At 44.7% G+C, this 15,077-nt stretch carries 10 protein-coding genes; all 10 read right to left on the bottom strand.

Annotation, left to right across the window (positions count from 1 at the left end; genetic code table 11):
- Positions 1-15: 15 nt before the first annotated feature.
- Complete coding sequence (locus SM123_RS02495) at positions 16-2,952, bottom strand: ATP-binding protein (protein WP_320909768.1); 2,937 nt, start codon at positions 2,950-2,952, stop codon at positions 16-18.
- 132 nt (positions 2,953-3,084) lie between these two features.
- Positions 3,085-3,960, bottom strand: a complete 876-nt coding sequence (metF, locus tag SM123_RS02490) for a methylenetetrahydrofolate reductase [NAD(P)H] (protein ID WP_003005168.1) — start codon at positions 3,958-3,960, stop codon at positions 3,085-3,087.
- A 113-nt stretch (positions 3,961-4,073) separates the two neighbouring features.
- Positions 4,074-6,323 carry a 5-methyltetrahydropteroyltriglutamate--homocysteine S-methyltransferase gene (metE, locus tag SM123_RS02485; protein ID WP_320909767.1) on the bottom strand — a complete coding sequence of 750 codons (2,250 nt, stop codon included), beginning with the start codon at positions 6,321-6,323 and terminating at the stop codon, positions 4,074-4,076.
- Positions 6,324-6,627: 304 nt separating this feature from the next.
- Positions 6,628-8,235, bottom strand: coding sequence for an alpha-glucosidase (locus SM123_RS02480; RefSeq protein ID WP_320909766.1), 1,608 nt, complete (start codon positions 8,233-8,235; stop codon positions 6,628-6,630).
- A 68-nt stretch (positions 8,236-8,303) separates the two neighbouring features.
- Positions 8,304-10,535 carry a glycoside hydrolase family 31 protein gene (locus tag SM123_RS02475; RefSeq protein ID WP_320909765.1) on the bottom strand — a complete coding sequence of 744 codons (2,232 nt, stop codon included), beginning with the start codon at positions 10,533-10,535 and terminating at the stop codon, positions 8,304-8,306.
- A gap of 147 nt (positions 10,536-10,682) precedes the next feature.
- Entirely contained in the window at positions 10,683-11,441 is a 759-nt protein-coding gene (locus SM123_RS02470; RefSeq protein WP_320909764.1) for a CPBP family intramembrane glutamic endopeptidase, read from the bottom strand.
- Positions 11,442-11,563: 122 nt separating this feature from the next.
- On the bottom strand, positions 11,564-12,229 hold the full coding sequence (locus SM123_RS02465) for a TrkA family potassium uptake protein (protein WP_320909763.1): 666 nt from the start codon (positions 12,227-12,229) through the stop codon (positions 11,564-11,566).
- A 9-nt stretch (positions 12,230-12,238) separates the two neighbouring features.
- Positions 12,239-13,621: a TrkH family potassium uptake protein gene (locus SM123_RS02460; protein WP_320909762.1), complete on the bottom strand. Its 1,383-nt coding sequence runs from the start codon at positions 13,619-13,621 to the stop codon at positions 12,239-12,241.
- 31 nt (positions 13,622-13,652) lie between these two features.
- Entirely contained in the window at positions 13,653-14,417 is a 765-nt protein-coding gene (locus tag SM123_RS02455) for a nucleoside phosphorylase (RefSeq protein WP_320909761.1), read from the bottom strand.
- Positions 14,414-14,983, bottom strand: a complete 570-nt coding sequence (locus SM123_RS02450) for a sugar O-acetyltransferase (RefSeq protein WP_320909760.1) — start codon at positions 14,981-14,983, stop codon at positions 14,414-14,416. Before SM123_RS02450 ends, SM123_RS02455 begins: the two co-directional genes overlap by 4 nt.
- Positions 14,984-15,077: the final 94 nt, after the last annotated feature.

The raw sequence follows: 15,077 nt of genomic DNA, 5'->3' as shown, positions 1-15,077 counted from the left end.
TTTAGATAAGAGACACTACAGGTCTTTTAATTTCTTAAGAAACTGACGATCTCTGTAAGGATTCAAGTGTTGTTCTGCCACTTTCTTGTAGTAATTCTTATCTTCTTTCAAGAAGGTGCTCAGGGCAGGATCGAGCTCTTCCCCCTTCTCCTTTTGATCAGATAAGAAAGCTAATAGATAATGAACCATCCCCTTATCCCGTGAATTAGCAGATGGATTCATCGTCCTTTCTTTTCGAGCCAGATAATCCGCAACCTTCTCCTGATCCCCTTGCTGACAAGCAATCAAGGATTGGTAAAATTCGAGCAATTCTTCCTTCCAAGGGAAGCGAACACTGAACAAAATCTTCTGTGCTCTGTCAAAACAGCGGCGAGCTTGGATCAAATCTCCCTTCCAATAATAGGCGATCCCAAGATCAATATCAAAGACGACGCGGACGGAATCAACAGCTTGATCTCCCACTAAACGCAGAACCTCTTCTAAGTGGGTGACGGCTACTTGGAAATGGCCTCTCACTTGCTCGATTTCAGCGAGGTAGGCCAAAGAAGCCGCAATTTGAATGGCATACTTGGCCTGCATGCTATTGGTCAAACTAAAGCAATCAATGGAGCGATACAGATGCCGGGTCGCCTGCTCCTCATCCCCAACCATCAGGTGATACAAGCCCTTCAAACGCAACTGGATCGCGATGACCTCATGATTATTAGCTTGGATGGCATCTTCCAAAGCCAAATCTGTATAATAGGCCATCTCAGAGATATTTTCCGTTTGAATGCAATAATAAATGATTTGCCGATAACCCTCTAAGAGGAAGTCGGATTGCTTGAGTTCCCGCGCATAGGAGATGACTTTTTGGATATCATGAATCCCCTTTTGATACTCCCCACTTCGAATAAAATAGCGACCTTCTAGGTACAAGTAACGAAGTTGTAAATGCTTGTATTCTCTATCTCTTTGGTGCCTTGAAAAGAGGTTATCTAATTCTTGGTGTATGCGGGATAGCTCTCCAAAAATGTCCAAATGACTATTTGAACCATCTGATAGGAGCCCCTCATCTGCCTTGGAATAAATCGGAAACAGTTCATGTTCCAGCTGAAGGATTTCTTCTAAATAGGTCAACTCAAACGATAAGGAACGCAAAAGATTTTGCGATCGCTTATATTGGTAGGCAATTTCCTTATAAAGAAGAAGGTCCGTCGAATCTTCTAAGCTTTCTTCCAATTTTTGCGCAATTTGTTGGTGGAAGAGCCGCCGTCTAGCTGGCGAAAGAAGATGGTAAAAGTACATGGCTACCAATTGCTTGCAAAATTGAACCAAGAGAGCCTCGCCTTCTTCTACGATTGAGACGATCGCTCTTTCAGATAAAGGCTCGATTAATTCTGTCAAAACAGGAAGCTCTGTAGCCGTCAATTCTGCCAAGATAGACAGAGAAATTGGCTTATGAAAACAAGATAGGTAGTGTAGAAGAGCCTCTTCCTCACTGCTCATATCCCCAAGTTCCTGAGAAAGATAGGCTTGAATGATATCAGGCAAGGGTTCTAAATTTTCATTTTCTTTCCACTCTTCGATATAGCTGGACAGTAAGAATGGACTGCCTTCACTCCATTCGATCATCTGCTCCATCACTGCAGGCTCTATTGCTCCCAGTTCCCCTTTCAAGAGAGCACGACTTTCACTTGGATCAAAATTGGTCAACTCTAGTTGAGACAACCGTTTCTCTACCTTCAAGCTTCCCAAGAAGTTGACAAAGGAAGCTGGCAGAGGCTCTTCCGCTGTAAAAATCAGTTGCCATTTCTCCTGGTTTCTTCTCTCCTCTAGTTGTTTCACTTTTTCTAGAGACACTGCATCGATCCACTGGGCGTTTTCAAGCAGAATCAGGAGCGGTTTTTCTTTGCTAAGGCCTTGAAGCTGATTCCATACAGAAATGAGATCATCCTCCTCTTCCAGAAGGGAAATCCCCATCTCATCCCCCAGTTTCTCTAGCGCTTGTCTGAGATCATTCCAGCTGCTTTCTTCGTAGCGTTGACTAGTAGCTCTTCCTTCTACCTTAATAAAATTAAAACTGCGATTGGACATCAAGACCAACTGTCGCAACAGACGTTTCTTACCTGTTCCAGATTGCCCCATCACGAGAAAAGGACCTACCGCTTCACCTGTCTCGACTAAGGAAAGGTATTCCTCGAGTTGCGAGAGTTCTTGTTTCCGACCAAAGAAAGAAAGTTCACGAATATTCAAGCGATTGGTCAGTTTATGAGTTCGTTTGGCTTCCAAAACGGAGTGATAAAGTTCCTCAATCGCTCGACTGGGACGCACACTGAGCTCGCGATCCAATAAATCGACTAGCTTATAATAGGTCTCGAAAAATTTTCCTAGCTGATGATGGAAGCTATAATACTCCATCAAGAGTTGGTAGTTTTTCTCTTCAAATTCATCCAGTTCTACCAAATGATGGAGCAAGAGTTCTATACCAGGATCTCCGAAACCGACCTTTTCAATTTTTTGATAGCAGCTTTCGACATAGAGCTTCCTATAAGCATCTCGTTTGCGAGAAGCCCACTGATCAAAGTCTTCATCATCCTTGACATAGAAGCCCTCTAGAAAGTCTCCCCGATAAAGATCCAAGGAACTTAGTGGATCTCTTTCAAAGAGCTGAACATCCAAAGAAAGACTCAACTCAGGATTAAGAGCCAAACTACTTCGGCTTGGTGAGACAATGATATCTTCTTCAAAGATTTTATTGGCTTGGTAAACCGTATTCCGTAAGTTTTTGCGAGCTACTTGGTTTTCCTTATCTCCCCAAAGGATACCGGCTATTTCATCACGGTTGACTTGGCCCATGACCGCTAAATAATAAAGCAAGGCCTCCATCTTCGAAAAAGAAAACCGAATATCTTTCTGATTGAAAACAACCTTAGGGGGTCCAAATAACTTTAACGTGAGATCTTTCTTCATTGCAAGCGCCTCCAAAATCGTCTTAGTTATACTATAAAAAAAAAGTTGGCTTTTAGCAAGTGATTTATCCAAATAAAAAGAGATTGAGAACGATTCTTTCTCAATCTCTACACTCCCTACTAAAAGTGTTGATTAATTCACTTCAAAATTCGGTTGATGATCAAATAACGCCTTTGTTGCTTGGTAGACGTGGTAAGCGACATCTTCATTGTTCATGGTGTAAAGGTGGACACCTGCCACATCTTGAGTGACCAAATCAACGATTTGATCGACTGCATAAGCCAAGCCAGCTGCGCGAAGGGATTCTGGATCATGCTCGTACTTATCCAGAATGGCTTTAAACTTCCGTGGGATATGAACATTTTCACAAGTCTTAAGGAGACGAAGGGCCTGATTGCGATTGAGAATCGGCATCACTCCTGCATGAATAGGAACATTGATCCCAGCCAAGGTACACTTATCCTGAAAATCATAGAAACGCTCATTGTCAAAGAAAAGTTGAGTGACCAAGCTAGAGCACCCTGCATCTACCTTCTTTTTAAGATTTTGAATATCTGAAATTTGGTTTGGAGAATCTGGGTGTCCCTCAGGATAGCAAGCACCAATCACCTCAAAATGAGGGGCTTCTGTTTTAATAAATTCAATCAGATCCGTTGCATAACGAAAGTCTTTTAAAGGTTCCACACCAGGGATAATATCCCCACGCAGAGCCAAAATCCGATGCACCCCGACTTCATCTAACTCATGAAGAGTATCGGCCACTTTTTCCTTGCTCAAATAAACGGCTGGCAAGTGAGCAATCGTCGGAATAGACAATTCATTTTGAATGTAATTGGCTAAAGCAACCGTCGTCTCTTTGATATTGTATTTATTATTGCTAGCGGTCACACTAATAAAGTGGGGAGCTAGCTCCTGCATATTTGCCAAGGCACGTAAGAGTTTGGCATTGCCTACTTCAGGATTTGGAGGAAAAACTTCAAATGACAGAGACGGTGTGTGTTGTGACATATTCTATCCTTTTCTTTTGTTTCTTTGATCAAGAACTCTGAGCCACTATTTCTAGGATAAGGGAACGATTCGAAAACCCTCTACACGATGATAGAAGGTCCTCGAAACATTTCTTACAAGTGTTCACGCGCTTCTTTAGCAGCATTAACGAGTTTGATCAAGCTTTCTTTTGTTTCTTTAATTCCACGAGTCTTCAAACCACAGTCAGGGTTGATCCAAACTTTGCCACTTGGTACTTTAGCCAAGATTGCTTCGATGGTGTGATCAATTTCACCGTCTTGTGGGACACGTGGTGAGTGGATATCGTAAACCCCAGGTCCAACTTCTGTTTGGAAGTTTTTGGCTTTCAACTCATCCAAGATTTCAAGGTTTGAACGGCTTGCCTCAAATGAGATAACGTCAGCATCCAAGTTGTCGATAGCTGGGATGATATCTGTAAATTCTGAATAACACATGTGAGTGTGGATTTGGGTGTCTGGTGCGACAGTTGAGTGTACCAAACGGAAGGCTGGAATCGCCCAGTCAAGGTAGTCTTCATACCAGTCACTACGACGGAGTGGCAATTTTTCACGAAGAGCAGCTTCGTCGATTTGGATGATCTTCACGCCTGCAGCTTCAAGGTCAAGAACTTCATCCTTGATGGCAAGAGCGATTTGAAGAGTAGAATCCTTGATAGAGATATCTTCACGTGGGAATGACCAGTTAAGGATGGTCACAGGTCCAGTCAACATCCCTTTAACAGGTTTGTTCGTACGGCTTTGTGCGTAGCTAGACCATTTGACAGTGATTGGGTTAAGACGAGTCACATCACCCCAGATGATTGGTGGTTTCACTCCACGCATACCGTATGATTGTACCCAACCGTTTTTAGAGAAGAGGTAACCAGACAAGTTTTGACCGAAGTACTCAACCATATCGTTCCGCTCGAATTCACCGTGTACAAGCACGTCAAATCCAACTTCTTCTTGCCATTTGATCCATTCGTCGATGGTTTCAGCAAGGAAGGCATCGTATTCTTCTTGAGTCAATTCACCCTTACGGAAGGCCAAACGTTTGGCACGTACTTCCTTAGTTTGAGGGAATGAACCGATGGTAGTGGTTGGAAGAGCTGGAAGCTTGAAGGCTTCTTTTTGGATTTCTTCCCGTTCTGCGAAAGCTGGCAAACGAGTGTAGTCTGCTTCTGTCAAAGCTGCGATACGAGCATGAAGTTCAGCATTCGCTCCAACACGTTCTGTTGCAAAGAGTTCTTTGTTGGCAGCAAGAGCTTCCGCCCCTTGACCATTGCGGATGGCATCCAAGTCACGCAATTCACCCAATTTTTCAACTGCAAAGGCGAAGTGGTCCAAAATAGCTGGTTCAAAATCTTCGTTAGCCGTTGTAAATGGCACATGAAGCAGTGAGCAAGAAGTCGTCAAGACAACCTTTTCAGCTGGAACTTGATCCAAGATTTCTAAGCTCTTTTCATAGTTGTTGCGCCAGATATTCTTCCCGTTCACAATCCCTGCGTAAAGAGTCTTATCAGCTGGGAAGCCACCTTTCACCAATTCAAGTGTTTTCTTCCCTTCAACAAAGTCAAGACCGATACCATCTACTGGCAAGTTTACAAGGTCATTGTAGACATCACGAACATCACCAAAGTAAGTTTGGATCAAGACTTCAAGGCCTTTCTTGTCAGCCAAGAGTTTGTTGTAGAGGTTCAAGAAGAGAGCTTTTTCTTCAGCTGACAAATCTTTGACAAGAGCTGGCTCATCGAGTTGAATACGAGTCGCACCAAGCTCAGCCAATTTTGCAAAGACTTCTTGGTAAGCAGCAACCAAGCTGTCTACGAAGTCCTCAGCTTTCACACCATCTTCAAAGTCAGATAATTGAAGGAAAGTGAATGGTCCAACGACTACTGGACGAGTGTTGATCCCCAATTCTTTAGCTTCTTGGTACTCATCAAAAATCTTGTGACCAGCCAATTTCACTTCTGTTGTTTTTTCAAATTTAGGAACGATGTAATGGTAGTTGGTGTTGAACCATTTTTTCATTGGAAGGGCACGCACATCCCCTTTTTCACCTTGGTAACCACGCGCCAAAGCGAAGTATTGTTCAAGGTCTGTCAAATCCAAGTTTTGAACAGATGCAGGCACGACGTTGAAAAGGAAGGCTGCATCAAGGAAATTGTCGTAGTGTGAAAAGTCATTTGAAGGAATCTCTGAGATGCCTTGTTCTTTAACGATGTTCCAGTGTTTTGCACGCAAGTCTTTAGCAGCTGCCAAGAGCTCGTCTGCTGAGATTTCTTTTCTAAAGTATTTTTCAGTTGTAAATTTTAATTCACGGAATTCACCCAAACGTGGGAAACCGATAATTGTAGTTGACATGTTGTGTCCTCCAAAAATTCTAATTGACACTATCATATCAGAAGATAGCCGTCTTGTATAATTGCTTTTACACGAATTTTGATATAGCCAAAAACTATAACACAGATTTAATGGGCCTTGAGAGCAGAAATCAAAATCAAAAACTAGGACTTCTTATAAATATTTCCTATAACCCAAGCATCCCCAAAACCATTTTTGAGCGGATTTTGCTAGAAGAACAGCCCCTAAAAACAAAGCAGGCCTTCTCTATTGAGAAAGACCTGCTTCTACGAGGAAGTAATTTCCTCTATTTTTCTTACTTGTATTAGGCTAGTTTGATACAGAAGGCATCCCAAGGGGCCAACTTGCCTGATTCAAGGACTTGCTCCACCTTGGTATTGGCAATGAGAACCTCTTCAACCCCATTGACAAGTGGCAACTCTTGCTCTTGACTAGAGAGATTGACAACCACCAGATAGGCGTGCTCTCCTTCTACCCGCTTGTAGGCAAAAACCTTGTCTGCTGCGTCCACCAATTCATAATCAGCAGTCACAAGCCAAGGGTACTCTTTTCTCAAAGCAATGAGGACTTGGTAGGTATAGAAAATAGAGTCTGGATCTGCTAGGGCAGCCTCCACATTGATCTCTTTGTAGTTTGGGTTGACCGCAAGCCATGGACGACCTGTCGTAAAACCGGCTTCTGCTTCATCATTCCACTGCATCGGTGTCCGAGCATTGTCCCGACCAATATGGCGGATTTGATCCATGATCACTTCGAGTGGCACGCCTTTTTCTAAGGCTTCATGAGCATAGTTGATCGACTCGATATCTTCTACGTCCTCAAGGCTCTTAAATGGATAATTGGTCATCCCGATTTCTTCCCCTTGATAAATATAAGGAGTTCCCTTCATCAAGTGAAGCAGAATCGCTAAAGCCTTGGCAGATTTGACACGATAGTTCCCATCATCCCCCCAAGTTGACACAATCCGTGGCAAATCGTGGTTGTTCCAAAAGAGGGAATTCCAGCCTTCCTCTTCTCCTAATTCCGTCTGCCATTTGGTGAAAATTTCCTTCAATTTAGGCACATCCAATTCCTTGGCGTAGTGCCACTTTGGTTGACCCGGTTGGTATTGAAGACCGATGTGTTCAAATTGGAAAACCATGGACAATTCTTGATTTTTTGGATTGGAGTATTGCTTGGCAATCTCTGGAGTCGCCCCCCAAGTTTCCCCCACTGTGAGCAGATCTTTATCGCCAAAGGTCGCTTGATTCATTTCCTTCAAGTAAGGATGGAGCATGGGACCATTGTTGATGATTTCCTGATCTGGGATCTTACCGATCATATCGATGACATCCATACGGAAGCCACCAATTCCCTTGTCAATCCAGAAATTCATCATGTCATAGATCTGATGACGAAGCTCCTCGTTTTCCCAGTTGAGGTCTGGTTGCTTCTTACTAAAGTTGTGCAGGTAGTATTGACCTGAGGTCTCATCAAATTCCCAAGCAGAACCACTAAAAGCAGAAATGATGCCATTTGGCTCATCCCGCCAAATATAGAAATCACGCTTTGGACTATCCGGATTTTCACGCGCCTCGATAAACCAAGCATGCTCATCAGAGGTATGGTTGACCACCAAGTCCATGATGATTTTGATCTTGCGTTTCTGACCTTCTGCGATCAATTCTTCCATATCTTCCATGGTACCAAAGATGGAGGCAATATCCTCGTAATCCGAGATGTCATAGCCGTTATCATCCATAGGACTCTTGTAGACTGGTGAGAGCCAGATGGCTGTAATCCCAAGCTTTTCCAGATAGTCTAGCTTGCTCGTGATCCCCTTGAGATCCCCGATGCCATCGCCATTACTATCCTTGAAACTTTTTGGATAAACTTGGTAAATTACGGCATTATGCCACCATTTTTGTTCCATTTTTTCTTCTCCTTTATGATTGTGAAATCACTTTCATCATACAAAAATAGGGGTGAAATTGCAAGAATTTACAAGTCTTCATTCTCTTCACTGGAATAAATCACTTCAAAGAGACGTTGGCGCAAGCCTTCCTCCAAAGGTGTGATGACCTTCATCAACTGTTTCCAATCCTTGGCTCTTGAACAAGCCGCAAATAATTCGTTTTTCCTATCGTAGGCCAGGTTAGCAGATTTCAAGAGTTCAAACATCCGATCTTCTTTGGCAATCGGACGCGATTGCAGCTCACCCATCGCAATTTCCTGACTTTGATTGCCCACTATGATAGGGTCCGTCTCAAAGGTATGGAGCAAGAAACGGTGCTGTCTCTTTTCAGGAAGCAAGACTAGATCACCTGTCAAATCCAGCCTAATCTTTCTTTCATCCCAATCGACTGTTAGGCGGGTTTCAACCTTGCTAGCTCCTTCTCCTTCGACGAGTACGAAGGAACGATTGTCACCTGGGAAGAGATGCCAGTCTAGCATTTCTGGAAGGTCCACTCCTGTCTGTGGTTGTGCATCCATAGGGATGATGGCTCCCGCACGTGCAAAGACTGGAATATCCTGGCTGGTCCTAAAGACCGTGAGCTTGCCTCTTCCTTCATACTTCCAATCATGGAAGAAATCGTACCAAACGCCGTCTGGGAACCAAACGCTCACAGACGCACTATGAAAGACCGGATGCAGCACTTCTGTAATTGGTGCCACCATGAGTTCACTGCCAAAGAAATATTGATTTTTCGCTTCATAAGCCTCTTCTTCGTTTGGATAGTGGTAATAGAGGGGTTGAACCAAAGGTAGTCCTTCTTCGTGTGTCGCCACATTCATAGTGTAGAGATAAGGCAGTAAGCTATGGCGCAGGCGCAAATACTGCTTCATCAAGCGACAGGTCTCAGACGAGTAAAACCACGGTTCCTTACTGTTAAAGGCATTACAAGAACTATGAAGACGATTGATCGGGCTAAAAACCCCAAACTGCAACCAGCGAAGAGCCAAGTCTTCATCATAGTAGCCCCGCATATGGCCACCGATATCGTGACTCCACCAGGTGTAGCCGATATTGGAAGCTGTGCTAGTAAAATAGGGTTGAAAGGCTAGGGATTCCCAAGTCACAATAGTGTCCCCTGAAAAACCGATCGGATACCGGTGGCTGCCAGGACCCCCATATCGTGATAAAATGAGACCAGCTTGGCCTTTTCGACAATTGTCTAGATAATGATAGTGATTTAACAACCAAAGGGGATCCATCTTGCCATGACTTCCCTGTTGCCAATCAATCCACCAAAAGTCGACTCCTTGATCTTCCAAAGGATGGTGAACATCTTCGAAATAAGCTTCGCGAAAGGCTGGACTATAAAAGTCAAAGCTAGCTGCTTCTTCTTTTTCAGCATCCAGTCCCAAGCGTTTTGCGACCATGGGATAAGCATCTTCGAAGGCGCGAATTCCATCTGCCGGATGGACATTTAAGGTCACCTTTAAACCACGCTCATGTAGGCCATTTAAGAAGGTAGCTGGATCAGGAATCAAATCCCGGTTCCAACTATAGCCCGTCCAACCACTTCCAAAGCGAGCAGGGATCGCTGTCTTGTGCCAGTCCATATCGATCACACTGACCGCAAGAGGCACCCCTTCTGCTTTGAAGCGATCCATCAAATCTGTGTACTCCTGACTGGTATAAGGCCAATACCGGCTCCACCAGTTGCCCAGAGCATAACGTGGCAAGAGGGGTGGCTGTCCTGTCAGATGGTAAAAATCTTTCAAGGCGCCTAGATAATCGCGCCCATAACCGAAGAAATACAGATCCACTTCTGGATAGGGCCGTGCTCTAAACCCGCTTTCGTCATCATACAAGTAGGAAGCGGAATCGTCTAAAAGAGCATAACCGGCCTTGCTCAAGATCCCATCTTGCAACTCCATAGCCCCATCGACCTCGTCAAGCGTCCGACTGGTCCCCTTTAAGGTCTCAGGCTGATCTCCATAGTGCCACCGGCTACCATAGACTGCATACTGACCCTTGAGCTCGATAAAAAGCCGATCCGGTGCAAAAGGTCCCTTTTCAAAATGAAGGTGGAGATGCTCCGTATGCAGCTCGAGGACCTCTTCGGTCTCTGTGATCTCATAAGAAACTGGTCCAAAATCTCGATCTTGCACAACTTGCGTCTGACCATCTTCAAAAACACCATCTTCTGAGTATTCCAAGCGCACCAAAGATTCCGTTAATACGGAGATCCGATAGTTTTCTCCCTCTATCACTGGTCCTGCCATTTGTCTGTCCTCCTCTTTTTATAGGGCATCTGATTTGCCCTCTTTTCATCTGCTTCGCCTTACTAGGTAAGCGCTTACGATTTTACTATAGCACTCAAAAAAAGGCCTGTCAACACTTGACAGAGCCTTTCCTAAAATTTTATAAGATCAACTTCCCCAATTGATCAAGAGATACATAAGACTCGAGCCAAACATATCTGCCAAGGCATGCATGAGGAAAAATGGCAGGAGATTCTTGACGACTTTCTTGTACATGACGTAATAAAAGAGTCCATAAATGACGCCAATCACAAAGGCCCAGAGAAGCCCTTGATAGGTGTGGAAGGAAAAGCGGATCAGGGTTGAAAAGGCCAGCGCCTTCCACTTGTTCTTCTCACTTACCGAAGTCATTAAGCCCAAAAAGAAAAATTCTTCATAAAATCCATTGAGTAATCCATAAGCAATTGCCATGGGACTCAGAGCCATGAACTTATGGAGGATCTGCATAGGATCGATAAAAGGCCAAAGACTCGGACTTAGGTAATTGTATTCACCCGAAACTGTTGAGATTACATCCCCAAAAAGTCCCATCGCTGCAAAGAGCAGGGGTACCCAGATCAAGGTGGACCACTTGAAGCGGATCTGCAATTGTTTAAAGTCAAAGCGACGGAGCAGCAAGTAAAGAAGGGCCAGAGCCAGCAAGATCAACTGCAAGGTCATATTGCTGGAATAAGCAGCTCCTTCACTTGCAGTATTGCTACTGCTTGTGGCTACTGCAGTCTGCGCGACTGGCTGGAAACTGGCTAAAAACAGCTGGGTCGAGCGGATAATGAATTGCCCAAAAAGAATAGCCGTCACAATACCAATATCAAACCATTTGAGCTCTTTTAAGGGCTGTTTGGGTCGTATTCTGTTAAAAAAAGTCATCTTTCATCCTTCTATTCCCACAATGGAAGTATTTTTGTTTCTCTTACTTTAGCAATCAACGCTTAAAGAAGAGTTAACCTAGAGAAGAAAAAAACGACCTTTCGGCCGTTTCCATTACACTATTAGTCTAACAAATCTTGGATTCTATCTAAATATTGGTTGTCTGTCACTGCCATCACGCGCATGCCTTCTGGCCAGATAAAATCAGGACCAATCTGAATCTGAAGTGGCTGGTCTTCCGCATTTCGGTAACCAATAATATTGAGATGGTACTCCTCTCTGACAGCCAAGTCTTGAAGGCTTTTTCCTACCCAGCTAGCTGGAACCGTAAACTCAACCACTACCACTTCTTCGTCCAACTGGAAGACTTCAATCCCATGTTGGAAGAGGATCATCTTAGCTAGGGACATTCCCGCTTCTACCTCTGGTAGGATGACCAAATCAGCCCCAATTTTCTCAAGAACCTCCTTGGTCACTTCATTTTTGACCTTGGCAATGACGTGCTCAACACCAAGTGCCTTACAGTGCATGACAGCCAGCACACTGGACTCCAGGTTTTCACCCGTCGCGATAACGACCGTGTCACAATTCCCAATATCTACTGCATCCAAGAGGTCCAAGTCCGTAATATCTCCGACAATTCCAGTTGTAATCATGGATTCATACTGATTAATCACATCAGCGTGATCATCAATTGCAATAATATCCACATCCTGATCCTGCAGGGTTTTCAGGACACTCTGTCCAAAAATTCCTAATCCTAAAATTCCAATGGTTCGATTTGCCATAAGTCTCTCCTATCCGATAATGATGTCTGCTTTAGCATACTGCAAGGTATCTGCTTTCTTGGCTTGGTAATTGTTCAAGCTAACCATGAGGGTCAAAGGACCGATCCGTCCAATAAACATGAGGACCATGATAATGGCTAGTCCCGCTCCATTTAAGGTCGAGGTTACATTGGCGGTCACTCCCACTGTCGCTAGAGCGGATACCACCTCAAAGACCAAATAAATAAAGCGTTGGCCATCCGGCGTCACTAAACAGATTCCTAATAGCCCCATTAAGAAGGTCAACTGGAAAATCACCGCCGTCCCAAAGGAACGTTGAACCAAGTCTGGTGCAATGGTGCGCTTACCCAGATTGGTATGTGGCAAGCCGAGCAATTCTTTGCGTGCTAAGAGAATCAGCACTAAGAAAGTGGTGATCTTCATCCCTCCTGCTGTCCCGCCTGGTGCTCCACCTAGAAACATCTGCAAGAGATAGATGAAGAGCGTCACTGGCCGGACTGCTGTATAATCTAAGGAGGCAAAACCAGCTGTCCGCATGCTGACGGTTTGGAAGAAGCTGACTAAGATCTTGTCTCCCAATGGGAGAGACCCAATGGTTGCTGGATTATTAAACTCGGTCAAGAGACTGGTTACTGTCCCAAAGAGGAGGATCGCAGCGGTTAACCAGAGAACCACCTTGGTATGGAAGCGAAGAGTTCGCCGTCCTGATTGATTGCGGGCCTTGGTGGCCAGGTCAAACCAAACCATAAAGCCCAAGCCCCCCGTAATAATCAGGGCAGACAAGGTCAGGTTCACCAGCCAATCGGTCTGGAAGCTCATCATACTATCGCCCCCAAAATTATCAAAGCCCGCATTACAAAAGGCGGAAACCGCGACAAAGATGGAATTAAAAATCCCATGGCCCCAGCCAAAGCGAGGAATGAAGCGAATCATGAGGAGCAAGGCCCCCAGTCCTTCGATGGTAAAGGTGGTAATGAAAATAGAACGGACAAAACGGGCCAAGCTCTGGTTATTGCTAAAGCCAAAGCTGTCCCGGATGGTCTGCCGGTCCTTGTAGCCGAGCTTTTGACGACTTTCCATAAAGAAGAGACCGATAAAGGTCAAGATCCCCAGACCACCGATCTGAATCAAGAGCATACAAATCAATTGCCCCCAACCATTATAGGTCGAAGCCACCGACTGGGTAAAGAGCCCCGTCACACAGTCCATGGAGACCGCTGTAAAGAGGTGGTCGACATAGCCTGCTGTTGAGCTTGCTTGCTGGACAAAAGGCAGACTCAATAAGAGGGAGCCAAGCAAGATAACCAAGGCAAAACTAAGAAAAATCCGTCTTGCCGGAGACAGGCTTTTCATCTTGGACTTCCATTGTTTAAAAAATAATTTGACTAACATAGCTTCATTATATCACAAAAAGTGAATAGACCTACAAGTGATGAACCATTTCTAGGCACAATTCTAAGGCTTTCTCAAACGCTTCAGATCCCCAGTCACGCTGGTCATAATTTTCCAGATCTGCAAGAGAATCTGCGGTAAAGAGGAGCAAGCCCCAAACCGCTTCTCGAAGTTGGGCTACTGCTGCAAGTGAGGCGCACTCCATCTCCACAACACGACACCCTTCTTCAATACGGTAGGCCACCTTGTCGGGCGTTTCTCTATAGAAGCCGTCCGTCGACCAAGTCATGACCTCTTGATAGGGAATTTCTTTTCCTTTCAAGACAGTTTCAATGGCGGTCAGTGCACGACTGTCCACTTCGATATAACGAGAAGGCGCTACATAATGGTAACTGGCTCCCTCATCTCGCAAGGCCTTGGTCGGGATCAAAAAGGTATTTTCTTCCATGTCCACCAAGACGCCACAGCTTCCTGAGGAAATGATTTTCCTCACCCCATAGCCGATCAACCAATCCATGAATTGGGCAGCAGCTGCAGATCCAACTGGCGCTTGTGTCAAGCAGAGTTCCTCCCCTTGGTGCTCCAGAACATAGACTGGATAAGCCTTGGTAGCTGAGACAAAGCTAGCTACTTGCTCAGCTCCAGCAGCTTTGGCAAAGCGGTCAATCTCATCCCCTAAGAAAGCATAAACGCATTTTTCAGGTAGGTGCAGGTCTAACCCCTCATGAGTCGGCATAATGACTGCCTGTGGGTTATCGTCGAACTCTAAAATCGGAATTTCGTGTTTATGGATCATTGTTTCTCCTTTTTGACGGGTATTTCTTTGATGACACGGGCTGGGTTTCCTCCAAGGACCACATTGTCTCCAAAGGACTTGGTCACAACTGCCCCAGCTCCAGCGACCACATTGTCGCCCAGTGTCACACCAGGAAGAATGGTGACGCCTCCTCCTGCCCAGAAATTGTCCCCTATCCTAATCGGTGCGCCGTACTCCAGACCAGAATTGCGCTCGTCTGGATCCAGCGGGTGCAAGGGCGTCAAAAATTGACAATTGGGACCGATCATGGCATTCTTTCCAATGGTAATGGGACATACATCCAACATGGTCAAATTGTAATTGGCATAGAAATTTTCTCCCAGATGGATGTTGATTCCATAATCCACAAGAACGTGACGATTGAGATAGAGGTTTTCACCGCTAGAACCAAACCACTCTTTAATAATGCTTGCCCCTTTTTTAGGGTCCAACTCCTGGTTAAAGGCCTCTTGCTTCTCCCGAGAGACTTTTGCCAAAGCCCGTAATTCAGGGTCTCCGGGTCTATAAAAGTCGCCTGCAATCATTTTTTCATATTCACTGGCCATAGGAAACCTCCAATTGATTTTGACATATTATAGCAGAATTCCCCCTTTTAAACAAACGTCAGAAAGAAGGTTTTATAAGAAAAACAGCAAAAAT

The sequence above is a fragment of the Streptococcus sp. S5 genome (assembly GCF_034134805.1).
In the GTDB taxonomy this organism is placed as follows: domain Bacteria; phylum Bacillota; class Bacilli; order Lactobacillales; family Streptococcaceae; genus Streptococcus; species Streptococcus lingualis.
This window is presented reverse-complemented; position numbering and strand designations above follow the sequence as displayed.

Excerpts from the sequence above, each read along its gene's own strand:
- SM123_RS02495 (WP_320909768.1), bottom strand. The coding sequence starts at position 2,952 with ATGAAGAAAGATCTCACGTTAAAGTTATTTGGACCCCCTAAGGTTGTT.
- metF (WP_003005168.1), bottom strand. The coding sequence starts at position 3,960 with ATGTCACAACACACACCGTCTCTGTCATTTGAAGTTTTTCCTCCAAAT.
- metE (WP_320909767.1), bottom strand. The coding sequence starts at position 6,323 with ATGTCAACTACAATTATCGGTTTCCCACGTTTGGGTGAATTCCGTGAA.
- SM123_RS02480 (WP_320909766.1), bottom strand. The coding sequence starts at position 8,235 with ATGGAACAAAAATGGTGGCATAATGCCGTAATTTACCAAGTTTATCCA.
- SM123_RS02475 (WP_320909765.1), bottom strand. The coding sequence starts at position 10,535 with ATGGCAGGACCAGTGATAGAGGGAGAAAACTATCGGATCTCCGTATTA.
- SM123_RS02470 (WP_320909764.1), bottom strand. The coding sequence starts at position 11,441 with ATGACTTTTTTTAACAGAATACGACCCAAACAGCCCTTAAAAGAGCTC.
- SM123_RS02465 (WP_320909763.1), bottom strand. The coding sequence starts at position 12,229 with ATGGCAAATCGAACCATTGGAATTTTAGGATTAGGAATTTTTGGACAG.
- SM123_RS02460 (WP_320909762.1), bottom strand. The coding sequence starts at position 13,621 with ATGTTAGTCAAATTATTTTTTAAACAATGGAAGTCCAAGATGAAAAGC.
- SM123_RS02455 (WP_320909761.1), bottom strand. The coding sequence starts at position 14,417 with ATGATCCATAAACACGAAATTCCGATTTTAGAGTTCGACGATAACCCA.
- SM123_RS02450 (WP_320909760.1), bottom strand. The coding sequence starts at position 14,983 with ATGGCCAGTGAATATGAAAAAATGATTGCAGGCGACTTTTATAGACCC.